This window comes from Burkholderia catarinensis, from assembly GCF_001883705.2.
Lineage (GTDB): Bacteria > Pseudomonadota > Gammaproteobacteria > Burkholderiales > Burkholderiaceae > Burkholderia > Burkholderia catarinensis.
Genome location: NZ_MDEQ02000002.1, coordinates 385133 through 409676 on the forward strand (window position 1 = coordinate 385133; position 24544 = coordinate 409676).

Below are 24544 nucleotides of genomic sequence, written 5' to 3' on the forward strand. Positions count from 1 at the left end.
TTCAAGTAAGGAGACAATCGTGCAATTTCTCGATGATTCGCTGCTGCCTGAAAATCAGGAACCCTTAGTTATTCAGGTAGCGCCATATGGGCCGCAATTTCTTCCGGGCGATTCCGACGACATCCCCGTCAGCATGGACGAGCAGGTTCAGAAGGCGGTGGATTGCTACAACGCCGGGGCGACCGTGCTGCACGTACACGTGCGCGAAGCCGATGGAAAGGGAAGCAAGCGGCTGTCGATGTTCAACGAGCTGCTCACCCGGTTGCGCGACGCGGTACCCAAGATGATCCTGCAAGTCGGCGGCTCCATTTCGTTCGCACCGGAAGACTCCGGGCAGGCGGCGAAATGGCTGTCGGATGACGCGCGGCACATGTTGGCCGCGCTCGACCCCAAGCCGGACCAGGTGACGATCGTTGTCAACAACGCCACGATGAACGTCACCGAGCTTCATCCCAAGGAAGAATTCGCGGGAACCTCCCTCGCTGAGCCGGCCTACTTCGAGGCTTATCGCAACATGTCGTACGAGGCCGGACCGCTGTTCGTCGAGGAGCACCTCAAGCGGCTGCAGGCCGCACGCATTCAGCCGCACTTCATGATCGGCCAGATCGCCAAGCTGGAATCGATCGAGCGCCTGATCCGGCGGGGCATTTACAAGGGACCGCTGGTGGTGAACTGGGTGCAGCTCGGCGGCGGATCCGAGGGGCCGAATCCGCGGAACATGCTGGAAATGATCAATCGCCTGCCGGATAACGCGGTATTCACGGTCGAATCTTTCATGCGCTACGTTCATCCGTTGACGACGATGGCGATTGCGATGGGATTCCACGTGCGCTGCGGCATCGAAGACACGCTGTGGGGACGCAAGGGCGAAAGGATGACATCGGTGCAGCAGGTAGAACGCATGGCGAACATGTCGCGCAGCTTGTATCGCGAAGTAGCCGATGCGGACGAGGCACGGCGCATTTACCGGATCGGCGAATGGTACGAGTCCACCGACGAGACGCTCATGAAGGTCGGCTATCTCCCGAACCGGAAGAGCGGCGTGCTTGGGCAGCCGTCGTGGGTCGCATAGCAATCCGAAGCGTCGTGACTCTGGGTGACTCGATACGCCCGTAGTCTGACGCTGGTCGCTGAAAGGCCGCCGTCTTGCAATGGATGTACGAGCAATGAGTGTGTCGTCCGGGATCCGCGATCCCGGTTCGTTTGGAGGTCGGTCGATATCAGATCGGGGTAACCCGACAATCACAATAAGTAGCGGAGACGTCGATGAAACTGAAATGGAGCGGTGGGGCAGTTCTCGCGGTATTCGCGTGTGCGGCGCACGCGCAGTCGTCAGTTACGCTGTACGGTGTGATCGATTCCGGCTTGCTGTATCAAAGTACGTCAGCGGCGTCGTTCGCCCCGACTGCACGTAACAATGGACACGTGTTCGCGTTCAAGGATGCCGGTATCTATTCGAGCATCTGGGGCATGAAGGGTACGGAGGACATCGGCGGTGGCTACAAAGTGAACTTTCGGCTGCAGGGTGTGTTTAACAGCGGCACTGGAAAACTCGGACTCTCGGACACGACGGGCGGTACCTCCGTATTCAATCAGCAGACGACGATCGGTATCTCCGGCCCGTTCGGCTCGTTCGATGCCGGACGCCAGTTCACGCCAATGATCTATGCGATGGCCGAAACCGACGCGCGCAATGCGCAGTATTTCGGCAGCATCCTGACTGCGTGGCTTGGTATGAACCAGGTCGCCGGCTGGCCGGGCACGAACTCGAATGTGCCGATCGGTGCGCTGTATGACAGCAATGCACTCGTCTATCAATCGCCCAAGTTCTACGGCGCGTCAGTTGCGCTCGAATATGCGCCGGGCGGGGTTGCGGGGCAGATCCAGGGCGGCACACGAGAGTCGGCGGTGCTCAAGTATTCGAACTACGGGCTCAATCTCGCGGCGGTGTACTACAACGCCCACGACACGAACGCGGCAGCGGCGACTCCGACTGGCCTCGACAACAACCGCTTCTATTACCTGGGCGCGAAATACACGTTCCGCGGGTTGTCGGTGTCGGCGTCGTATGCGATCGGCAAGAATCCGTCAAACACCAAACTCGCGGACTACGAAATGATCTCGGGTGGTCTCGGCTGCCAGTTCACGCCGTACTTTCGGATCACATCCGGGTACTACTATCTGAAGGATCGCAACAACGGCGCGAACCATTCCAGCGAATACGCGGCGGGTGCCGAGTACAGCCTGTCGAAACGCACGATGGTGTATGCGCAGGTCGGTTACGTCGCGAACCGCGGCACGATGAACCAGACGATCACGTATGGCCAGCCAGTCGCGCCGGGTGTGTCGACGACGGCCGCGATGATCGGCATGCGGCATAGCTTCTGACGAAGCAAAGAGGAAATTTGAAGACGAAACGGAGAACGACGATGAAGACGATGAACGGCATCAGGGCGGTACTCTGCATCGTGATCGCGGCGGTGACGAGTGACGTGTCGGCGCAGGCGAGCGCGCCTGTCGAGGCATCGGCGAATACGTCGGGCGGCGCAGCGGTCGCCGCGTCCGGCGGAACATCGGCAAAAGCCTTGCGGCAGGCCAACCGCGCGCTGCGGCGCAAAGTATACGCGGCGCTCGCGCAGCACAAGGAGATCGACGCGGGCAGCATCAGCGTTACCGCGAAAGGCGGCGCAGTCACGCTGAACGGTACGGTGGCCGAAGCGTCACAGATTGAAACGGTCGGCAATGTCGCGAAGAGCGTCGCCGGCGTAACATCGGTGACTAATAAAGTTGCGATCCAGCGTCCGTTAGGGCAATAACAAGAATGTCAACGCGTGCCAATCTCAGCCGGGGTTAGTTGTACTGGCTTATTGGCTGCGAAGGGAATTGCAAGTTTGCTTGTTGTTTTTCTTGGGGCAACCCGCTTTGTGGGTTGCCCCGCCGTACTGTTCTTGAAGCGCCACATTTTCGAGCGAAACATGTCGCCGGCACCGGCAGAGGTCATCCTGATCAGACGACGGCAGATGGTCACGGGCAATATGATGGTGCGCCTGAAATCGTCATACTATTAATGTTCGAAATCCTTCTCCGGAGCTTTCTGCAATGTCATCGCGCATCGACGTTCACTTCTTCCGCATCCTTGCGGACAGCTACCACCGGCTGCTCGACAAGTCGCTCGTTCCTGCCGGGATGGGCACGTCCGAAGCTGCGACATGGCTGTACGAGGAAGCACCTTTCGGGATTCTCGCGCACGATGTAGCGGTAGATCCCGTGTTCGTCTACGGCAACAAGCGCGCGCAAGCCATTTTCGGATATGACTGGGATGACCTGACCGCACTGCCTTCACGGTTCTCGGCGGAGCCGATGGAGCGAAGTGAACGCCAGTTGTTTCTCGAGCAAGTCGCGCGAGACGGCTTCGTGTCGGGATATCGCGGAATACGTATCACCAAGTCCGGCACACGCTTCTGGATCGATCACGCGACGGTGTGGCAACTCACGGATCCGGCCGGGAATCACTGCGGTCAGGCAGCGATGATCCCGGAGGTGCGCGCCATTGGGTAGTTTCCGCAAACCTGACGCGTGCCCCGAAATCGGGACCAGATAACGAATTCGTAATCAACGGCTCACCTTCTGGAAAGTGCCCGCCCCCGAGAATGGAGTCGCACTCTTCATCGCACTGGATGGAGAGCGAAGCACCCAAACCTCTCCCGGATTCGGTCATATCCCTCCAACAGGTGAATATCATGAAGACTCTGATTCGTGCAGTACTGATCTCGTGCGCATTGAGCGCTCCCATCATTGCTTTTGCACAAACCGCCGGCGGTCCTCTCACGCGTGCAGACGTGCGTGCCGACCTCGTGCGTGTCGAAAGTGCCGGGTATCGTCCGGTCGGCAGCGATCCGTACTATCCGGATGACATCCAGGCGGCGGAGGCCAAGGTCGCCGCGCAAAAACCGGACGCGCGGCCTGCGCAGTCAAATGCGAGTGCGCACGCGTTCAACGGCCGCGGCGCATCGGTGTCGTTCGCGTCGAACGATGCAGCGGGCCTCTTTGAACACCATTGAACGGGCCGATGACACTGGAACGGACGGAACGCGTGGTGCGTTCCGTCAGACTGCGTAGTACTTCCATCGAAAGCCATTCTCTCGAGTTTCACCTGATCGGAACATCTTTCGCGAACTATCGCATGGTAACGCCGTGCTTTCTGAACATCGGTGGTTCCCGATCGAGCTGTTCTGCAGTCTTGTAGTCGAAGGCTGGCAACGGCTCATTGCTATACCAGAAGAGCGTGCTCTGCATGTTCCCGGAGATATCATTCGCCGCTCGGATGATCCGGAGCGCTTCCCGAAGGTACTTTTGCACACTTTCGGAACCGGCAAGGCGGCTCACCGTATTGCGATGAACATGGGCCAGCCGCGCGAGCGTTTGCATATCGATATGCAAGGCCGCTGCGAAGCGTCGTGCCGAAACGATAGGCGCCGCGCTCTCCGGATCCCTGAGGGACGCCATGAACTGTTCGAAACCGCTGGGTGGCGGGGAGTCGTAGGCGATGTCACCTTTTTTGCGAACCTACAACTGCTTGCGGCGAGAATTCCTGCCCGTGCGTTCCGTCAATGTCGGCGGCGGGTCGATCCCGGCGACCGGCCGGCCGGTGCCGGATCCGGTGTTGCGGTCATTCAATTGATTGATCGTGACGCACGGCTGTGCCGACACGCATGCGCTTGCCGACGATCTCGCGAAACATTCGCAGTGGCGCTGCAGGATTTCGGAATAAGTTAAGTAATGTCGATTTTAAAAACATCGGCGAACATTGTTCAAATTACAGAAACGATTTAATTTTAATTTTCGGCCGATCAAACAAAATTTCCGCGGCAGCAAAGGTCGTTGAGTCCACCCCGTCATTCAATGTCGTCATGCCCGGATAACGCATGTCGGGCGGTAGTTTGACGGCGATGAAGAATTTCGACCCTTTATTTGCGACCCGAAGATCCATCGAAAATGTAAAGCATTGCAATATAAAATCCCGGGCCGGGTATTCCGGTTGCGGTGCGTGATTTTATTTGGCAGGATTTTCATCAGGTTGTCCGATTTTAAAACAACAAAGCGCTCGACAATTCAATTTATCGAAATAACGCGCGGCGCCTGGGCAACGATTGGAAAGGAAGCTGACCAGAAAACAGGTAACGAGGCGGCGAACAGTCGGCACCGTTCGCGATCATTGAATCACTCGCTTGCCCGGCGGCGTCGATGCGCCGCTCGAGCGATCCGGGCGAATCCGACACGGGGCAGTCATGGCGATACTCAAGAACGATTCTTCCGGAGAAGCATGCCTGCTCCGCGCGTATCACGTGTTCGGCCGCGACGACGCGCGCTGCGACACGGTCATCCGGGATGGGTCGGTGTCCCGTGTCCATGCCCATATCCGCTGGGTCGGCGGGCTCTGGGAGCTCCACGATCACAGCAGCAACGGCACGTCGGTATCGGGCGTCGCGTTGCGCGACGGCGAGCACGCGGTGCTGCAGCAAGGCGACGTGATCCGGTTCGGCAGGGCGGGCATTGCGCCCTGGCGTGTCGAGACGCTCGACGATCCGGCCGATACGCTGTGGCCGATACGAGGCGCCGCGGCCCCGATCGTGCTCGCGCCGCGCCAGATCCTGCCTGCCCCTGCCGCGCAGCCGGTCACGATCGTTCGTTCGCCGGCCGGCGAATGGCTGTGCGACGACACGTTGCCGCCGCGCGCGCTCCATGACGGCGATGAAGTGTCGACCGGCGACTTCGCGTGGCGCCTCGCACTCGTGCGCAACGGCTCGACGGTGATGCTCGCCGCACCCGCCGATCCGGCCGCGCCGGCGCAATTGCTCGAATTCTTCGTCAGCCGGAACGAGGAGCACGTGCGCATGCTGCTGCATGTCCGCGGCGGCGTGGTCGACCTCGGCGAGCGGGCCCATCACTACAGCCTCGTCACGCTCGCCCGCGCACGCTCGGCCGACATGCAGGCCGGCTACGACGCCGCCACGCAAGGGTGGATCGAACTCGACCGGCTGGCGCGCATGCTCGGCATCGATACGTCCCATGTCAACGTGCAGATTCACCGCGCGCGGAGCCAGTTCGCGGCCCTGCCGGGGCTGGGCGCGAGCCAGCTCGTCGAGCGCCGGCGCGGCAGCGTCCGCTTCGGCGATTTTCCGTTCCGCATCATGCGCGGCGAGCACCTCGAATGCCAGTCGGTGCCGGCCGCCGGGCCGCGTATCGGCGTGCAGCGTGCGGCGCCGGGCCCGGCTGTCCATTGCTCGTGAACGCGCGAGAACCGGCCGTGTTGCCGACCGCATTGCGCGCGCCCGCCGGGCCGCACGCCGTTGAACCGCGGCAGCACGCCGTGCCTTTCGCCGAGCTTGCCGGCAAACGGCATTACCGGCTCGGCGCGCTGCTCGGCGAAGGCGGCAACGGCGTGGTGTTTCGCGCGACCTGCGACGAGACGGGGCAAGACGTCGCGATCAAGCTGATGCGGGACGATGCCGCGCTGAGCGCGGCGGAGCGCGTGCGCCGGCGTGCGCGCTTCCGGCGCGAGACGAGCCTGTGCGAGGCGCTGCGGCATCCGAATATCGTGGCGCTGCTGGATCAGGGGGAGGCGCCCGACGGGCGGCTGTTCGCCGTATTCGAACTGGTGCAGGGCCGGACCCTGCGCGACCGGCTCGCGGCGGAGGGGCCGCTGTCGGCCGTCGACACCGGGCGGCTGATGACGGAGGTGCTCGACGCGCTCGCGGCCGCCCATCGGCGCGGCATCGTGCATCGGGACCTGACGCCGCAGAACATCGTGATCACGATCGCCGATGACGGGCCGCACGCGAAGCTCCTCGATTTCGGCATCGGTGCGTTGCTGCCCGGTACCGAAGACATCGCGTGCCAGACCGCGACGCTGGCGACCGAGGTGCTCGGCTCGCCACCCTACTGCGCGCCGGAGCAATTGCGCAACGAGCCGCCGACGCCCGCAAGCGACCTGTATGCGTGGGGCCTGATCGTGATCGAATGCCTGACGGGCGATGTCGTCATGCAAGGCGCAAGCGTGGCCGACATCCTCTATCAGCAACTGAGTCCCGTCGATGTCGCGCTCCCGCCGTCGATCGCGTCGCATCCGCTCGGCGCGGTACTGCGGCACGCGCTGAACAAGAATCCGCAGCAGCGTGCCGCGTCGGCCGACGCGCTCGCGTCGCAGTTTCGTGCGCTCAACTTCGCCGCGCTCGTCGGCCAGTTCGATGCCGGTCGCGCGAGCCGGCAGACGCGTCAGCGCCCGCTTGCACCGCACGGCGAGACGATTGCCGCGGTCGGCGAGTACCGGCAGATCACCACGCTGTGCTGTTGCGTGACGATCGCCGGAGAGGGCCGGCAACGCCATGCCGGAACCGAGCACGGCAATGCGCTCGACGGCTACGAGGAGCAGTGGCTGACGAAGTGTGCCGATATCGCCGTCGGTTATGGCGCGCACGCAGGCGGGCGGCTCGGCGACACGCTGCTGTTCCATTTCGGCCTGCAAGGCGATATCGACCGGCCCGCGCGGCGCGCGGTGCGGGCGGCGCTCGACATGGTGCGGGAAGCCGGGCGCGCGCGGCTGCCGGTGCCGGCGGCGGCCGGCGCCCGCTTCGTCGGAGCAGGAGAAAGCTGGCGGGTCGAAGTGGCCGCCGCGATTCATGTCGGGCAGGTTCTCGCGCATGCGTCGCACATGTCGGGCGTATCGACGCCAGCCGCGGCGTCCCGGCTGCTGCGGCTGGCCGGGCCCGGACAGATTCTGATCAGCGACGATGCGCGGCTCGCGCTCGAACGGCATGCCGATTCCCGGCCGACCGCGTTGCGGCTGGCGCGGGCGGGCCTCATGCCGCAGCCGGTTCATGAATTGCTCGGCGAGCGGCACGCCGATACGCCGTTCGATTCGCTGGACGCCGGCATGCGCACGCCCATGGTCGGCCGCACGCGCGAACTCGACGCGCTGCTGCGCGCGTGGCGGGAAACGCAAGGGCGCCATCGTCGCGCGATGCGCGGCGAGCCTGCGCCGCACGGTGTGCCGCGGCTCGTCGTCGGCGACGCGGGGCTCGGCAAGTCGCGGCTCGTCCACGAGCTGTGCGAGGCCGTCCGGGCCCGGGGCCACGCCTTCGCGCATGGCGGGTGCCTGCCCGAGCGGGAGAACCACGCGCTGTTTCCGGTCCTGCGGTTCATCGGCGCGCATTGGCATATCGATGCCGATAGCCCGCCCGGCGTCGCGCTCGCGGCGATCGACGCGATGATCGCGCCGCTCGACTGCGATCATGCGGCAGCCCGTGTCGCGCTCGCGACCTGGCTGGGGCTGCCCTGCGATGCGAAGGGACTCCTGTGGTCGAGCGTGCGTGAGCAGCACGCGCTGTTCGACGTCCTCGAGCAACTGATCGTGTCGCTCGGCAACGGCGCTCCGGTGCTGCTCGTGATCGAGGACGTTCAGTGGATCGATCGCTCGACCGAGGACTTTCTCGCGTATCTGCAGCGCTCGCCGCGCGCAGCGGCACTGTGCATCGTGCTCACGTCGCGCCCCGACAAGCTCGCTCGCTGGCGCGGCGCGACCGACCGCGTGGTGCTGCGCCGCCTGCCGCGCGACGACGCGCAGCGCCTGATGTCGGCGCACCTGGGCCAGGGTGCGTTCGATCCGGCGTGGCTCGACCAGCTTGCCGATCGCACGGCGGGTATCCCGCTGTTTATCGAGGCCGTCGCGCGCGAGTTGACGATGAGCGGCGCGGACGGTTCGCACGCAGGGCCGTGGGCAACGGACCCTTATCCGCTTCCGCTCAGCCTCGGCGGCATGCTTGGTCTTGCGTTCGACCGGATCGACGGCGCGCGCGACACCGCGCAGCTCGCCGCGACCATCGGGCTCGAGGTGGATGCACAACTGCTCGCCGACGCATCGCCGCACGATCGGGCCACGCTCGACGCGCATCTGCGGCTGCTGCTCGAAGAGCGGATCGTGTATGCGCAATATCGGCGCGATCGCGTGTTCTATTCGTTCCGCCATGCGCTGATTCGCGACGCCGCGTATGAATCGATGCCGCCGGCCGTGCGGCGCGGCAACCATGCGCGCGTCGGCCGTGCGCTGGTCGCGCAAGCCGATCGCGGCGCCGGTGCGCATGCGTTCGGCGTCGCCGGGCACTTCGCGCGCGCAGGCGCTTGCGCGGACGCGATCGCCCACGGCATCGACGCGGCGCGGCGCGCACTCGAACGTTCCCGGTACGACGATGCGATCCGCTACGGGCAGGCCGTTTTCGACTGGCTCGGCACCGCCGACTATGCGCAGCGCGAGCACGACAGTGCGCGCATCCGCGCCACGTTGACGCACGCGACGATGGCGCGATTCGGCTGGGCGGATCCGCAGGTGCGCGAGCATGCGGAGCAACTGCTGCGGCAAATGCAGACGCTCGACGATCCGGAACTCGAGATCAGCGCGTTATGGACGTTGTCGACCTACTTTCACGTCGCAGGCGATCGTTCCACCGTGCGCGGGATCGGCCTGCGGCTCGACGCGCTCGCGACCGAGCGCGGCGATGCCGGCGTTCAGGTCGCGGCGGACGCGATGCGCGGCATGAGCCTGTGGGTCGACGGCCACTATGCGCGCGCCCGTGCCGAGTTCGACGCGGTGCTGGCCGGCTATGACGTGCGACGCGACGCGGGCCACCGGCGCATCCTGGGGCTCGATACGCGCGCATGGACGATGGCGTCGCTCGCGAGCGTGCGCTGGTGCATGGACGACGACCCGCAGGCCTCGCTCGCGATGGCGCGCGAAGCCGTGTATTGCGCGACGTGCCTCGACCATCTGCCGACGCTCGGCGTCACGATGATGTACCTCGCACGCATGTACCAGCTCGCGGGCGATCGCGACGCGGCGCGATCGTTGTCGGCAGCGATTCTCCGCCTGTCGGAGGCGCACCGGCTGCGCGCGGTCGGGCACTACGCCGCGATCATCCATGCGTGGACGCAAGGGGATCGCGCGGGCGTCGTCGCGCATCTCGACGCGCAGCGGCAGTCGGGCGGCCTGCTCGGGCTGACCTACTACGCGTCGCTGCTTGCCGAGCTGGATGCCGAGCGCGGCGACTACGACGCCGCGCTCGCGCAGATCCGGGAGTGTCTCGCATGGTGCGAGTCGACCGGGGAACGGTATTACGAAGCCCAGTTGTTGCTGAAGCAGTGCGAGTACCTGCGCCGGGCCGATCCGCGCTGCGGCGGCGTGGCCGCGCTGGACGCGTGCCGGCGCGCAGTCGAAATTGCAACGACGGCGGGCATGGGCCGGATCGCCAGGCTCGCCGAAGCGACGTTGCAGTCGTTGCCGTAAGTGGTTCCATTCGTCAATCAGGAGAGCATACCGATGAGCAAGGATCTTCGATTACCGACGTACGAACAGTTTCTCGAATACCGGGCAACCGTCATTCGGGCGATCGCCCTCGCGTGGCATTCCCCGGAGTTTCTCGACGAGCTCGAGGCCGATCCGGTCCACGCATTGCGCGAGCATTTCGACTATCACTTTCCATTCAAGCTCGACCTGAAGGTGCAGATCAAATCGTCGGCGTGGACGCCGACCGTCAACGGCGACTGGACGGCCGGCCAGAAAAACAAGCTCACGCTGTATTTGCCGCCCGCACCGGCGGACGAGAAGCAATTCGCGCAGGCGCTGGCCGCTTACAACGCAAACCACATCACCATCATGGAATGACCTCAGGGAAACCGACATGGCACAGGACAACGCTAATCCGACGCTCGAATCGATGCTGGAGTTTCAGAAGGTCTATCTGCGTGCGATCGCGCTTTCATGGCGGGACCCGGCGTTCAAGCGCGAACTGCTGGACAAGCCGCTGGATACGCTCGCGAAATACTTCGGTTACCAGTGTCCGTGGATCCTCGACATCGAGATCGCGAAGACGCACGGCGATCATGGCTGGACCAGCGACGGGAATGGCGGCGGGAGCTGGAACCTGCCGCGCAACGTGATGACGGTCGGCATACCGGAGCAGCCGACGAACCTGGACGAGGAGGCCGTTGCGCTCGCGGCCTACTGCGACGCAGGGCCGAGCTACCTGTTCACCTGCTGCTGACCTGGCGCGGCCGAGCCGCGCCCCATCGCGCGACCCGGGCCGGTTGCCCGGGTCGCGCGATGTCTGTTGATCCTCCGCACGGAATCCGACGATGCTTGATGACCTTTCGCGCGTGTTGCGCTTCAAACCGCATTTGCTCGTGCTCGATGCGGGGCCCGAGACCCTGTTCGTCGTCGACGAATTCAAGCGCGCGATGCTGTCCGGCGCGATCTTCGTGCGGATCGCCGCCTGCCTGCGGGCGCGGATGACGATCGCCGAGATCGTGACATCGCTTGCCGGCACGTTTGGAGAATGGGATGTGCTCGCGCGGCTCGATCACCTGGTGCGTCGCGGGTACGTGCGCGCCGACTCGCCGCACGACGACGATGCCGCGCGCGGCTTCTTCGAGCGCGCCGGGCTCGACGGTGACGCGGCTTGCGCGCGCGTCGTTCAACTGCGCGTCGCGGTCGAGGCGTTCGGCGCCGACGATGCGGCGCTCAGGCGCGCGCTCGACACGGCCGGCATCGATGTCGTGCCGGACGCCGAACTGACCGTCGCGATCGCCGATACGCACGACCGCGACGATCTCGCCGCGTGCGCCGCCCGCGTGGCGGCGCGCGGCGGGGCATTGCTCCTTGTGGCGGCCGGTGGCGTGCAGACGCTGATCGGGCCGTTGCTGGCCGGCGGCGGCGCGCTGGCCGACGCGCCGTGCATCGAATGTGTGCGCTACTGGATTCGCATCAACCGGCCTGTCGAGGCGCTGCTTGCGCGCCATCACGGCAGCGACGCGACGCGTCTGCCGCCGGCCACCTCGCGCGCCGGGGCAGCAGCGGCGGCGGCGCTCGTGGCGGCGACGGTCGAGCAGATCGCGGTCAACCGCACGGTAGCGGAACGGTCGCAAACGTATATCGTGGCGCAGCGCATCGACACGTTGGCCGCCGAACGGCACCGCGTGCTCAAGCGTCCGCAATGCCCGTGCTGCGGCAATCCCGCGTGGATGCGCGAGCAGGCGGCGCGGGCGCCGCGACTCGCCGGGCAGGTGCCGTTGGCGCGCGCCGACGGCGGCTACCGTACCGCCGATCCGCAACAGGTGTTCGAGCGTCACGCGCATCTGATATCGCCGGTCAGCGGCGCGGTCGCGTATCTGCACCCGATGCCGAAGCGACACGCGGGCCTGCGCAAGGTCTATGCGTCGGGCTTTCTCGTGTGCCCGGCCGCCGTACCGGGCAGCAACCGGTTCGACAGGATCTGCTCCGGCAAAGGCCGCACCGACGAGCAAGCCCGCGTGAGCGCGCTATGCGAAGCGCTCGAACGATACAGCAGCGTGTATCAGGGCGACGAGGCGACGTTGACCGGCAGCATGGAAAGCCTGCTCGCCGATCCGGCTTGCGATGCCGAGCCCATCCACGTGAACGATCTTCAGCAGTTCAGCGAACGGCAATTCGACGCACGCGATGCGATCAACGCGTTGACCCGCGATGTCCGCAAGCAGGTGCCGGCGCGCTTCACGTCGCGCGACGTCATCGACTGGACGCCTGCATGGTCGCTCGTGAGCGGCAGGCGCCGCCTCGTGCCGCTGAGCTACTGCTATGCGGAAACGCTCGACAGTGCGCAGGCGCCGGCCGCATGCGTGCACAACCCCAACGGCTGCGCGGCGGGTTCGAGTGTCGACGAGGCGATTTTGCAGGGCATGCTCGAATTGATCGAGCGCGATGCGGTCGCAATCTGGTGGTACAACCGGATTGCTCGCCCCGGCATCGATCTCGCGAGTTTCGACGATCCGTATTTCGATGCGCTCGTGCGTGAATACGCGACGTTCGGGTGGCGTGTGTGGGCGCTCGACATCACCACCGATCTCGGGGTGCCGACCGTGGCCGCGCTGGCGGAAAATCCGCAGGACGGGCGTTTCTCGATCGGCTTCGGCTGTCATCCGGACGGCCGGATCGCGGTGCAGCGGGCACTGACCGAAGTCAACCAGTTGCTCGATATCGCCGCGGATGCGCCGCATCCGTGGGACCGCGACAAGCTTTCGGCAACCGGATTCCTGTATCCGGCGGCGGGCGTGCGCGCAACGACGCGCTCGACGTGGCAGCCGGTCGATGCCGCGTCGTTGCCGGCGGCGCTCGCGCATTGCACCGGGCGCATCGCGGCGGCCGGCATGGACGTGCTCGTCGTCGACAAGACGCGGCCCGACATCGGCTTGTCCGTGGTGCAGGTCATCGCGCCGGGGCTGTGCCATTTCTGGCCGCGGTTTGGCGCGCGACGGTTGTATTCGGTTCCGGTTGAACGGGGTTGGCGTGCGCAGCCGTGCGACGAAACGGAGCTGAATCCGGCGCTGCTGTTTCTGTGACATGACCGCGGGCGCGTCCATGGCGGCTGAACGCGCCGGGCGGACCGATTCGACCCGCCCGGTACCACCGGGCCCCTCGTGCGGATCATGCCCCGGCCATGTCGAGGTGCCCGTTCGGGATCACTGGCTGGTGATGGTGAGGTACGCATCCCAGCTGACGTAGCCCTTCAGTTGCGCGTGCCGGTCGTAAATGGCGGCGACGAACGAATACGTTTCGTTGTTGCCAGGGCGGAGCACGGTCGCTTGCGCGTAGTAGTCCGCACGCGGTTCTTCCTTCACCTGGTTGTTGCCGGGCCAGCCGGGCGCCGGATAAGGCTCGGTGGTGTTGGCGGTGAGGTACGTAACGTTGCTCAGCAGATTGGCGGTCTTCGGAATGAAGTTATGCAGGAAGCACTTGTAGTCGGCCGTGTCGGTGAGCGACACGGTACGCCAGTGGATCACGTCGTCGACCTCGGCCTTGATCCGCAGATTGTTGCCTCCTTCGCCCTGGTTCGATCCCTGCGTCGTGCCCTGGCTGTAGCCGTACGCCGCATTCGCCAGCGTGGTGATCATGTAGACGGTATCGGGATTGTTCCCGAGCGACGTCGGCTGGCCCGAATTCTGGCTGAGCGAGTTGTTGTTCCTCTTCAGGATTTCAAAGACATCGAACGCGGTCAGCACATCGATGATTTTGAAGGTACTCAAGATATGAGACATGGCAGTTCCTTTCGGGTGAGAACGTAAAAAATGAATCGGGCAGCGGCGCGTGCGGTTGTCGAGCCGCTTGAGGAGTGCGTCCGCGCTCAGTTGAAAATCGTGATCGACGGGTCCCACTGGAAGTAGCCCACCAGCTCGCCGCGGTGCTGGTACACGGCGACGACGAACGTATAGGTCGCCGTTCCCGTGCGTCGCGCGGTGGCGTGCCAGTAGAAATCCGAGCCTGGCCGTTCCTTCACGCCGTTGGTCGGCCAGCCCGGCGCGGGATCGGGCTCGCTCGGGTAGGTATGCTCGAACTTCGGGGGGTACAGCGGCGGGTCATCCGCAGTCGTGGTGGCGATGATCTTGAACGTGTGAATGAAGCACTTGTAGTCCGCCACGTCGGTCAGCGAAATCGTGCGCCACCGGACGACGTCGTTGACCTCGGCGCGCATGCTCAAATTGCTGCCGGCCTGGCCGGAAATGACATTCCGGTCCGTGGTGATCATGTAGACCTCGTCGTAGCCGTTGAACGGCAACAGGGTCGGTGTGCTCGGATCCTTGCTGAGTTGATTGCCCGGCCTTTGATAGCCCAGGATTTTTTCCACGTCGAACGCGGTCAGGACGTCGACGATGTTGTAGCTACTCAAGATTTGAGACATTGCAACTCCTTTCACACTTTATCGTTGGCGAAACACGCTGCTGAGTGATGACGCTCGTGGCGCCTGCACCTCTCCCATCCTGCGAAGCAGTGCCCACGGAGAAATCGGGCGCGCGGAAGAGTATCGACAGCGTACGAAGGTTTGGTCTACGAATCGATTACACGTGGTTACAGTGCGCGTGTGACTCAGCGTGCGGTGCGTGACGGTGCCGATGCAGGACAACCGTGTCGCGGCCGTACGTCATCCGAGGTTTGACGATTCGGTGCACTGCCGCCAGAAATCCGCTGCCGGCCACCGCTGTTCGAGGCTGTAGAAGTGATGCCGCATCTGCAGGTAGTGCCGGTATTGCGCTTGCACCATCCGCGAGAACGCGTCCAGCGCATCAGGATCGCCGCCCATCCGTTTCCGGATCGCCTCCGCCGCCGCGACGCCATGCGATAGCGACTTGATGATGCCTTGAGCCGTGATGGGATCGTAGGCCGCCGCCGCATCGCCGATTGCCAGCCAGTGATCGCCGTACAGCCGGTCGAGATGATGGGACGGCGCGGGATACGATTTCAGGCGCAGATCCAGCAGATCCAGGCCCAGGTCGCACACGAGCTGCCAGGTGCGCCGTGCGGCCCGCAGCATGCGATGCCAGGGCTCCGGCTGATGCAGCCGCATCGTCCGGACTGCCTGCGCATGCGTGGCGAACATGACGACGACCGTATTGCCGGGCACGGACGCGAGATACCACCAGCCATGCTCGACCGCCTCGAGGTGGGTCAGCATCGAAGCAGGCGCGCCGGCGTCCGGCCGCGCAAGCCTTGCCGCAATGCAGATCAGCGGATTCGAATCGAGCCGTGTCGCGCCGCGCTGCCGGGCAAATACCGAGCGTGCGCCGCTGGCGTCCACGACGAAATCCGCCCGGACCCGCGACGCGACATGTGCCGCGCGTCCCAGGCTCAACGTGTACCCGGACGGGTCGCCCGGCCCGGATGCCAGAAGCGCGTGCCCGGTCAGCAATTCCGCACCCGCGGCGCGCGCTTGCGACGCGAGGAAGGCGTCGAACCTGCGCCGGTCGAGATGCCAGCCATGCCCGTGCGGGCTCAGCACGGAATCGTTATAGCCGCGCTTGTCGCTGCCCCAGTACGAGCAGCTGCCGTAGCAGGGCTCGTGCGCCTGCGCGACGAAGGCTTCGTCGATGCCGAGGCGCCGGAACAGTATCCGGCTCTCCGGCGGAATGCTCTCGCCGATCCGTGCGTCGGCATAGGAACCGGCTTCGACGACCAGGACGTCGGTGATGCCGGCCCTTGCCAACGCCAGCGCGCAACTGCTGCCCGCCGGCCCGCCGCCGATCACCGCGACCCGGTAGCGGGCCTGGCCGGGCGCGGGCGGATCCGGTCGTTCGACGGTCGGCATCTGCGTGACCCATTCGGCGCGCATCTCGCGACCTCAGCCGTTATCGGGCGGCAGGAGCGGGTCAGTCACGGTGTTGGGCCACGGTTGAACGAGGTTGCTGTAGTCCCGCTTGAAGAGGCTTTGCACTTCGAGATAGTAGTTCGGCGGGTAACTGCTGTCGTACCGGTCGATCGCCACCCCCTGGATGACGAAGCCGATCTTGTCCCAGTTGAGCAGGAAATCGGGGCGATTCTGATAGCGCCCGACATTCATGGGCGGCGAGTTGAATATCCGGGTCGAATCCTGCTGAATGGCGGCCGTGCCTTCCCCGCGTAACGAGTAACGCTGCACGGGCAACTCGCCGTGGTTCGCGACCAGGTCGTCGTAGGTGTAGACGGCCACCGGCCGCTGTGCGGGCCAGGACCAGTACAAGGTCGTGTTCACGCCGCTATAGACGTTGCTGCCGTCCGGCTTGATCTCGGCGCCCGGATTGGGCGAGGGCAGGTGCGTCGCACAGGAGTTGTAGTCGGTGTGCCACGGAATCGACATGAACTTGCACAGGTCGCCCGGCTCCACCTTGGCGTCGCGCCGCGGGAAATAACCGACACCGAGGAACGGCTGGTTTGCGCTGGCGGTCGTGTAGTCGAGCTTGCGCATGTTGATGCGGAAAGGGCCGACCACCGGGCCGACCGCGTGATCGGCCGACCAGCTCGGGTTGTACAGATTGGGATCGCGGACGATGAACGTCAGGTCGATGCCGGGGCTGAGACGCCCGCCGAGGCAGTTCGAGAGCACGATCCTGTCGAGCGCCTCGCCGGGGCCGTACGACGCCGGCGTGGCTTGCTCGGACATGCCGTTCGCCCATTGCTGGAGGAAAAAGTACTGTGAGTCGGTCAGGGTCAGGAAGCTGCTCTGGTTGTCGCCCAGCGCGAGCGGCATCAGCGGCGAGCCGACCGTCGACGACGGCGAATTCGGATGCGGACTCCGAATGAACGACATGATGTTGAAAGGCGGCTTGGCGGCCGTCAGCTTGTCGATATTCTCGTGGCTCTTCATTGCCTTGGCCGGCAAATTGGTATTCCACATCTGCAAGGACGCCGCGCGCAGGATCGGCAGGATGTGCTCGTCGAACGACGGCCGGAAGTCCTGCCGGTAAGCGAGGCGGTTGTGGATATCGGGGCGCAGCTGGAATGTCTCGATCCAGGTGGTCAGGATCTCGTCCCACAGCGTCACGACGTTTCTCGTCTGCGGCGCGTATGACGGATCGGTCGAGACCACCCACGCGCTGCTGTCTGCGGCGCGCACGGAGTCGTCGCTGAAAACGATCCACGCGGTCACCGGGCCGTCGCCGGTGTCGTCGAGCCAGTTGTCGTTGTCGACATCCTGCCCCAGGGCGGCGTCGGCGGTCGCGCGGCCGTTGGCGTCGAACCCGCACGCAAGGCCGAATGCGCCCAGCACGAGCAGGCGCCCGTTCGGCTCCGTGGTCATCGCGCCGAGCGTGGTGATCGGCGTGCTTCCCGATGTGGGCGGCAAGCTCACCACGTTCGACGCGGGAAACGAGATCGGATAACGCGGCACGTCGACCACGTCGCCGGAGGACGAGCCATAGCTCGCCCGCGTGTTCTTGTCGAACTCGACGGTTCCTCTCGCCGATGCCTTGATCGCGCGCGGCCCCGCATCGATGACGAGCTTTTGCAGTCGCGTCGTGTTCGAAGGATCGGACGACGACGCGAAACCCGCGTTGCGGATCGGCGGATGCTTGTCGTTCTCGTAGGCGGGCAGTCCCGCGGGCGTTGACTCCAGCACCCAGCAGTTGGCCTTCTTGTTGGCGAGGTGCACGGTCCACACGATGTCCTTCACGACCTTGCCGTCCACCGACGAGCCGATCACGACTTCGGTGCCCGACCCGGACGGATAGCGGGTCAACGCCGCGTCGTCGTACTGATAGATCCTGAAGCGCGCGGCTTGCCGCTTGAGGCGCCCCTGGGCATCGCGCAGGTCGCTGCTGGTGATGGGCGTATTTTCCGTGCCCGGCTTGATCGGCAGCCCTCCCGTGAGGGCTTGCCCAGCGATCGGCAGCCCGGCCGAGGTCTCCGGCGCAATGTAGTACTCCTGGCTGCTACCGACACGCGCGAATCCGATAGCGGGATGGATGCGTAACTTCGTGTTTGACATGACGGGCCTCTGGAAGCTCGATGGCGGTCGTGCAGGACGTCGCCGTCCTGCACGGATGGACTGAAGCGGAGCCGCGCCGGCGCTATCGCTGGATCTGCGGGTTGTTCATGTACTTGCGCAGCAGGATGTGACTGGTGCTAATGTCCTTGCCCGGCAGCGTCAGCGTCAGGTCGTTGGTGTCGGTGACGGCCATCGAGTTGTGGCAACTGAAGCATTGATGCTTCGAGACCTGGTTCTGCGTGAAGGTCTCGATGACCGAGTTCGACAGCATCTGCGTGCCGCGGACGGGGCCGGAATCGAAGTTCGGGCTCCAGTCGGGGTGGAACGGCTCAAGCGGATCCTTGATCCAGACCGCGCCGACTTCCCTGTAGTACTGCCAGATGGAATGGCGCTTCGCCAGGCGGGCCAGGATGTCGCTGTTGAGTTGCTCGATGTTGGGTTGGTTTGTGTCGACGTCTGCCCCGCCGTACTGGTATTGCCGGCACACCTGCGTGATCGGGCTCAGTATCTGGGTCTGCTCGTCGATCGTCACCCGAGACGCATTGTTGACGTTGCAATCCGAGGCCTTGGTGCCTGCCTTGTAGAACGTGAACGACTTGTCGGAGACGGGTTGGGAGGGTTGCTGGTCGGTTTTGAAGTCAGGCGCATTGTCGACGTGCTCGAACGTCGACCAGATTGCCTCCGGATGCCCCTTGACGACCCACGCGATATGGAATCCGACCAGCGCGACCTTCACGGTGGCGGTCGTGGGTTGCGGCGGGATGCCGACGGAATTGCCCACCTTCGAGAGCAGCTGGATCTTCGCGGTGGTCGTATAGAAGCGGCTCGTGTCTTCATTCGCACCGACGATTTTCCACGCTGCCTTGAGCGACAGCGCGCCGGTCGTGAATTCCAGCTTGGGCGGCGCGTTCTTCATGCCCGCACGCGTGTACAGCCGATTGGAGATCGCGAAGTTGCGATAAATGGAATTGATGTACATGTTCGTGTAGACCGCACGGCCGTTCTGGTCGACCACGATGCCGAGCGAATCCGCCTGTTGCACGCCGTCGAGCACGTGCTCGGTGGGCGCCGCCACGCCCGGGTCGATTGCCGCATCGGAATACAGGCTGGTGAAGCGCGGCGCGCCATTGAAATTGTCGGTGAGCCACAGGAACGCATGCCACGAGAATCGATGGAAGTTGCAGTTCTCGTTCTTCAGGTCCCCGGGATCCTGGAACTGGGGATTGAGGTAGTCCGGTTCGGTGATGCCGGAAGCCGCAAACCACGGGTCGAAGGCGGTGCATTTCGACTGTGCCGCCGCGGTCTGACTGAAACCGGTGCAGCAGCTCATCAAGGCGATCGCCACGCAAGTACCAAGGCTTTTCATTCGTTTCTCCGCTCGTTCAATGGTCTGTGAGGCAAGACACCGGATACGGTTCGACGCGTGGTGCTGTCGTACTGCGCGGCGTTGCACCGCGAATCGGCCGGTTCGCTGCATCGATGGTGGAAATGGCGTGCAGGCGCTTTGTTACGGATCGCGAATGCCACCGAGTCCGGGCGTTCCGCTTCATGGCGCATGCGTTGTTTCGCATGCGTTGCACCGCCTGCCGGGCTGCGCGGTGTCGCGGTCGTTCGAGCGGGCCGTTCCCGTTCGAATCCAAGGCTAGATGGACGAGGTTGTCGAATCAATTACACGTGATTACGCCGTCGCGTGATGCCGGCGGCGCGTGCATGTGAATCCTGCATCCGGTGCACGGATGTCCCAGCGTCGCCGGAACCCGCGTCCTACAGTTGGCCGGATATGCCGATCCTTCATGCCCCGGATCGGCCTTTGAATCTGGAGAAAGCGACATGACAGCCGACTACACCCTCAAACACCGGATCGCGGGCGAGCCATGCGATGCCGCGCGTGGCGAGTGGTTCGAGAAATTCGAACCGTGCACCGGACACCTGCTCGCGCGCGTGGCGGCCGGCACCGAAGCCGACGTCGACCGGGCCGTGCGCGCGGCGCGCGCGGAATTCGACGGCGGGCACTGGAGCCGGCTGCCTGGCGCCGCGCGCGCGAAGCTGCTGCACCGGCTGGCCGACCTGCTCGAGCACGACGCGGAGCACTTCGTCGAGCTGCTGGCGCGCGAACAGGGGCGTCCGGCCATGGAGGTGCGCATGATGGATCTGCCGATGTCGATCGACACGCTGCGCTATTTCGCCGGCTGGGCCGACAAGCTCGAAGGCCGGCAGATTCCGACCGGCGGCTTCATGGGACGCCCGACGGTCAACTACACGGTGCGCGAGGCCGTCGGCGTCGCCGGGCTGATCGTGCCGTGGAATGCACCGCTGATGATCGCGTGCTGGAAGCTGGCGCCTGCGCTCGCGGCCGGCTGCACGGTCGTGATCAAGCCATCGGAGGATGCGCCGCTCGCCGTCGGCGCGCTGGCGGATCTGGCCGCGCAAGCGGGCTTTCCGCCGGGCGTCGTGAATCTCGTGCACGGCATCGGCGCGTCGGTCGGCGCCGCGCTGGTCAATCATCCGGGCGTCGACAAGATCAGCTTCACCGGCAGCACCGAGGTCGGCCGGACGATCGCGCGTGAAGCCGGTGCGCAATTCAAGCGGCTGACGCTCGAACTCGGCGGCAAGGCGCCGCAGATCATCTTCGACGATGCGAACCTCGAACAGGCGGTCGCCGGCGTGGCGATGGGGCTGTTCGTCAACCAGGGGCAAACCTGTGCGGCCGGCACGCGCGTGCTCGTGCAGCGCCGTCATTACGACGACGTCGTCGGTGCGCTCGCGCATGCGGCACGCTCGGTCAAGCTCGGCACGCCGTTCGACCCGGCGACGCAGATGGGTGCGCTGATCAGCGCGCGCCACGCCGATCGCGTGAAAACGCATATTGCGACGGCGCTTCGCGACGGCGCGACGCGGGTCGCGGGCGACGAGCCGGTGCCGTCGCAAGGCTTCTTCGTGCGGCCGACGATATTCGCGAACGTCGATCCGGCGATGCGGATCGCGCGCGACGAAGTGTTCGGGCCGGTCGGTACGATCATTCCGTTCGATACGGAAGACGAGGCCGTCGCGCTCGCGAACGACACCGTCTACGCGCTGTCGGCGACGCTGTGGACGCGCGATCTCGCGGCCGCACACCGCACGGCTGCCCGTCTGCGGGTCGGCGCGGTCGCGGTGAACGCGTGGAGCCCGCTCGACGCGCGACTGCCGTGGGGCGGTTTCAAGGACAGCGGCATCGGGCGCGACCTGTCGCGGAGCGGGCTCGATGCGTACCTGGAGGAGAAGGTCGTCACGATCGCGATGTAACCGCACACGCACCGGCACGGCGATACCGCCGCAACAACGAGGCCACGGGCGTTGCATCGCTGGCCCGCTTACCCCTATCGACAGACACATGACTACTCAAGACCTGACCTTCGATTACGTCGTCATCGGCGCGGGTTCCGCCGGTTGCGTGGTGGCCGCGCGGTTGATCCAGCAGAACGCCGGCTCGGTATTGCTGCTGGAGGCCGGCACGCGCGACGACAATCCGTTTCACCGGATTCCGGGCGGCGTGATGATGGTGTTCCAGAAGAAATCCTGGCCCTACATGACCGAACCGCAGCCGAACGCGAACGGCCGCAGGATGATCATCGCGCAGGGCAAGGTGCTGGGCGGCGGCAGCTCGGTCAACGGCATGATCTACATCCGCGGGCAGCGCGAGGACTACGACGACTGGGCGACGCAGTGGGGCTGCACCGACTGGCGCTACGACGACGTGCTGCCGTACTTCATGAAGGCGGAAGCGAACGAGAGCCTGGGGCCCGCGTATCACGGCCAGACAGGGCCGCTGCCCGTCAGCGAGAACCGCTATCGCCATCCGCTGACGGCCGCGTTCATCCGCGCCGGGCAGGAAATGGGGCTGCCCTACGTCAACGATTTCAACGGCGAAGTGCAGCAGGGCATCGGCTATTACCAGACGACGACGCGCAACGGCGAACGCGCGAGCACGGCCCGCACGTATCTGGCGTCAGTACGCAACGACGCGAAGCTGAAGGTGGTGACGGGCGCGCTCGTGCACCGGGTCCGGACTGAGGTGGGGCGCGCGGTTGCGGTCGAATTCAGCGAGGGCGGCAATGCGCCGGTGTCGGTACGCGTGCGCAAGGAGGTCGTCGTGAGCGCCGGGGCGATCGGCAGTCCCAAGGTGCTGATGCTGTCCGGCATCGGGCCGGCGGAACAGCTCTCCGCGCTCGGGATCGATACGGTTGCCGCGTTGCCGGTCGGCAAGAACTTCCACGATCATCTGCACATGTCGGTGCAGGCGTCGATTCGCACGCCGGTCAGCCTCTACGGCGAGAACGCGGGGCTCAGGGCGATGCGCCATTTCCTGCAATGGAAATGCTTCCGGAGCGGGCTGCTGACCAGCAATATCCTCGAAGGCGGCGCATTCATCGATACGCTGGGCACCGGGCGGCCGGACGTCCAGTTCCATTTCCTGCCGCTGCTCGACAATTTCGACAATACGCCGGGAGAGAAGCCGCCGGCGAGCGAGCACGGCATGTCGGTCAAGGTCGGCCATCTGCAACCGAAGTCGCGCGGACAGGTGGGGTTGCGCAGCAAGGACCCGGCGGATCTGCCGAGGATCGACGCGAACTTCCTCGGCGACCCGGCCGACCTCGAAGGACAGATCCGTGCCGTCCGGGCCGGGCTCCGGATTCTGTCCGCGAAGGCGCTGCAGGCACACGTGAAGGAGATCGTCGCGCCTGCGCGGATCGATCCGGCCGATCTGTCGGCGATCGAGACGTTCGTCCGGCAGGACATCAAGACCGTCTATCACCCGGCCGGCACCTGCAGGATGGGCACGGACCCGCGAACATCGGTGGTGGATCAGAAGTCGCTGCGCGTGCACGGCTTCGCGAATCTGCGCGTGATCGACTGCTCGATCTGCCCGCAGGTGCCGAGCGGCAACACCAATGCGCCGGCGATCATGATCGGCGAACGCGGTGCCGATCTGCTGCTCGGCCGATGAAAGACGCGGCGCAGGGACGACCTGCGCCGCCGCCGCGCCGGCCGATGCCGACGCCGACGCCGACGCCGATCCGTTCCGGTCAGAGCGGAAACACGGCCTTGAGCCAGAATGCCGCGCCCTCGGGGCGGTTCCGCACGTCGGTTTCCATCTGGTATTTGGCGGTCACGAACCAGCCCTTCCCGCTGTCGTACTTGATCGACGGGCCGATCGCGAACGAACGGCCGCGATTGCCTGCGACGGTTTGCCCGGCCTGCGAATCGTCCGTCACCTGCCGGTAGACATAGCCGCCCGCACCGACCGTCAGCCCGTTGCCGAAACCCCAGCCCGCCGAATAGTCGACGATGAATTCCTGGCCGGACCGGTAATCCGTCGCGTGGTTGCGCTGGTTGAAGGTCCACATGAGCTTTGCGTCGAACACCGGCCCGGTACGGCCGCCGTACGAGATGCCGGCGATCGGCTGGATCGCCCAGTCGTTCCGGCCGATGTTGGCGAGGTCGTGCTGATCGTACCGGCCGGTCGGCGCGAAGAAATCGACGGCGAGCAGCGCGTGGAGCGTCGGCGTGACGTGCCAGCCGAGCGCCGGCCCGAACGTCATGTCGCCGACGCCGGTCCGTCGTTGCGATTGCCCGCCCGCGTGTACGTCGAGCGTGACGAGCGGGAGCAGCGCGTGCATGGCGAGCGACGCGCCGGCGAATGTATACGGCGTCACCCATACGATCCGTGGCGTGACCGCATAGGCCGTGATGCTGAAATCCGGCGGCGCGACATTGCGGCCGTCGTTGTCGCGCAGTTCGCCGGCGTGGTAGCGCTCGGCATAGATCAGCGTATAGAGCCCGGGCGGCGGCAGTGCGCAGCACAGGTAGCCTTCCGCGCCGGTCGGGTACACGGAGCCCCCGCCTTCGGTCGCATGGGCGCCGTGCGCGGCGGCAAGTGCGGAAAGAATCAGGGAAATGCGTAGCCGTTTCATCGTCTGTCTTCTCCTGCGGCGCACGAGCGGCCGCCGTTTGTTTCCGGGCGGTGTGCGTGATGGCGCGAGACGGTCGCGCGAAGCCCGAACGGAAGCGGTTTTCCGCCCGTCGGCAGGTTGCCGCGCCGTTTTGTCGGTCGCATGTGTTTGCGTGCGGAGCCGTCAGGAGTGCGGTGCATCTAGGTGAAATCTTTACCGCGTCAGGTAGCATCCCGGCCGGGCATGGGAGTTGTGCGAATGTTCTTTTGTGCGGACGCGTCGTACGCTTCGATCCGA

General features: G+C 65.0%; 19 protein-coding genes. 12 read left to right on the top strand and 7 right to left on the bottom strand.

Annotated elements, in window-relative coordinates:
• Window positions 1-19 precede the first annotated feature (19 nt).
• From BFF94_RS04925 to BFF94_RS04945, 5 genes are all read left to right on the top strand, one after another.
• A complete protein-coding gene (locus tag BFF94_RS04925; RefSeq protein WP_128850697.1) occupies window positions 20-1072 on the top strand; it encodes a beta-keto acid cleavage family enzyme in 1053 nt (350 codons plus the stop codon).
• Window positions 1073-1266: 194 nt separating this feature from the next.
• Window positions 1267-2388: a porin gene (locus BFF94_RS04930; RefSeq protein ID WP_128850695.1), complete on the top strand. Its 1122-nt coding sequence runs from the start codon at window positions 1267-1269 to the stop codon at window positions 2386-2388.
• A gap of 41 nt (window positions 2389-2429) precedes the next feature.
• Window positions 2430-2816 (top strand): BON domain-containing protein, encoded by a 387-nt coding sequence (locus BFF94_RS04935; RefSeq protein WP_128850692.1) that lies wholly within the window; start codon window positions 2430-2432, stop codon window positions 2814-2816.
• Window positions 2817-3099: 283 nt separating this feature from the next.
• Window positions 3100-3558: an MEKHLA domain-containing protein gene (locus BFF94_RS04940; RefSeq protein ID WP_128850688.1), complete on the top strand. Its 459-nt coding sequence runs from the start codon at window positions 3100-3102 to the stop codon at window positions 3556-3558.
• Window positions 3559-3740: 182 nt separating this feature from the next.
• The gene (locus BFF94_RS04945; protein ID WP_128850733.1) at window positions 3741-4061 is read left to right on the top strand and encodes a DUF4148 domain-containing protein; all 321 of its coding nucleotides are present in this window, start codon (window positions 3741-3743) and stop codon (window positions 4059-4061) included.
• A 115-nt stretch (window positions 4062-4176) separates the two neighbouring features.
• Here BFF94_RS04945 and BFF94_RS04950 read toward each other — a convergent pair whose 3' ends face one another.
• Window positions 4177-4506, bottom strand: coding sequence for a DUF2384 domain-containing protein (locus tag BFF94_RS04950; RefSeq protein ID WP_128850685.1), 330 nt, complete (start codon window positions 4504-4506; stop codon window positions 4177-4179).
• Window positions 4507-5288: 782 nt separating this feature from the next.
• On the opposite strand from BFF94_RS04950, the gene BFF94_RS04955 reads away from it, so the two are divergent.
• The 5 genes from BFF94_RS04955 (at window position 5289) to BFF94_RS04975 (ending at window position 13422) form a co-directional block, all read left to right on the top strand.
• Window positions 5289-6290: an FHA domain-containing protein gene (locus BFF94_RS04955; protein ID WP_128850683.1), complete on the top strand. Its 1002-nt coding sequence runs from the start codon at window positions 5289-5291 to the stop codon at window positions 6288-6290.
• Window positions 6287-10336, top strand: coding sequence for a TOMM system kinase/cyclase fusion protein (locus BFF94_RS04960; protein ID WP_219139050.1), 4050 nt, complete (start codon window positions 6287-6289; stop codon window positions 10334-10336). Before BFF94_RS04955 ends, BFF94_RS04960 begins: the two co-directional genes overlap by 4 nt.
• 33 nt (window positions 10337-10369) lie before the next feature.
• Complete coding sequence (locus tag BFF94_RS04965) at window positions 10370-10714, top strand: BMA_0021/BMA_0022 family TOMM bacteriocin (RefSeq protein ID WP_128842996.1); 345 nt, start codon at window positions 10370-10372, stop codon at window positions 10712-10714.
• Window positions 10715-10730: 16 nt separating this feature from the next.
• Window positions 10731-11093, top strand: coding sequence for a BMA_0021/BMA_0022 family TOMM bacteriocin (locus BFF94_RS04970; protein ID WP_128842997.1), 363 nt, complete (start codon window positions 10731-10733; stop codon window positions 11091-11093).
• A 91-nt stretch (window positions 11094-11184) separates the two neighbouring features.
• Window positions 11185-13422, top strand: a complete 2238-nt coding sequence (locus BFF94_RS04975) for a TOMM precursor leader peptide-binding protein (RefSeq protein WP_219139051.1) — start codon at window positions 11185-11187, stop codon at window positions 13420-13422.
• Window positions 13423-13542: 120 nt separating this feature from the next.
• On the opposite strand, the gene BFF94_RS04980 is transcribed toward BFF94_RS04975, so the two are convergent.
• From BFF94_RS04980 to BFF94_RS05000, 5 genes are all read right to left on the bottom strand, one after another.
• Complete coding sequence (locus BFF94_RS04980) at window positions 13543-14118, bottom strand: AidA/PixA family protein (RefSeq protein WP_128842998.1); 576 nt, start codon at window positions 14116-14118, stop codon at window positions 13543-13545.
• An 86-nt stretch (window positions 14119-14204) separates the two neighbouring features.
• On the bottom strand, window positions 14205-14759 hold the full coding sequence (locus tag BFF94_RS04985) for an AidA/PixA family protein (RefSeq protein ID WP_128842999.1): 555 nt from the start codon (window positions 14757-14759) through the stop codon (window positions 14205-14207).
• 240 nt (window positions 14760-14999) lie between these two features.
• Window positions 15000-16184, bottom strand: coding sequence for an NAD(P)/FAD-dependent oxidoreductase (locus BFF94_RS04990; protein ID WP_128843000.1), 1185 nt, complete (start codon window positions 16182-16184; stop codon window positions 15000-15002).
• A 9-nt stretch (window positions 16185-16193) separates the two neighbouring features.
• A complete protein-coding gene (locus BFF94_RS04995) occupies window positions 16194-18314 on the bottom strand; it encodes a LodA/GoxA family CTQ-dependent oxidase (protein WP_128843001.1) in 2121 nt (706 codons plus the stop codon).
• A gap of 82 nt (window positions 18315-18396) precedes the next feature.
• The gene (locus BFF94_RS05000; protein WP_219139052.1) at window positions 18397-19767 is read right to left on the bottom strand and encodes a hypothetical protein; all 1371 of its coding nucleotides are present in this window, start codon (window positions 19765-19767) and stop codon (window positions 18397-18399) included.
• Between the two features lie 377 nt (window positions 19768-20144).
• Here BFF94_RS05000 and BFF94_RS05005 point away from each other — a divergent pair, with 377 nt between their 5' ends.
• Both BFF94_RS05005 and BFF94_RS05010 read left to right on the top strand, forming a co-directional pair.
• Window positions 20145-21599, top strand: a complete 1455-nt coding sequence (locus BFF94_RS05005) for an aldehyde dehydrogenase family protein (RefSeq protein ID WP_219139053.1) — start codon at window positions 20145-20147, stop codon at window positions 21597-21599.
• 88 nt (window positions 21600-21687) lie between these two features.
• Window positions 21688-23301, top strand: a complete 1614-nt coding sequence (locus tag BFF94_RS05010) for a GMC family oxidoreductase (protein ID WP_128849153.1) — start codon at window positions 21688-21690, stop codon at window positions 23299-23301.
• 79 nt (window positions 23302-23380) lie between these two features.
• Here the strand turns inward: BFF94_RS05010 and BFF94_RS05015 are convergent, their stop codons facing one another.
• Complete coding sequence (locus BFF94_RS05015) at window positions 23381-24268, bottom strand: SphA family protein (RefSeq protein WP_128849156.1); 888 nt, start codon at window positions 24266-24268, stop codon at window positions 23381-23383.
• Window positions 24269-24544: the final 276 nt, after the last annotated feature.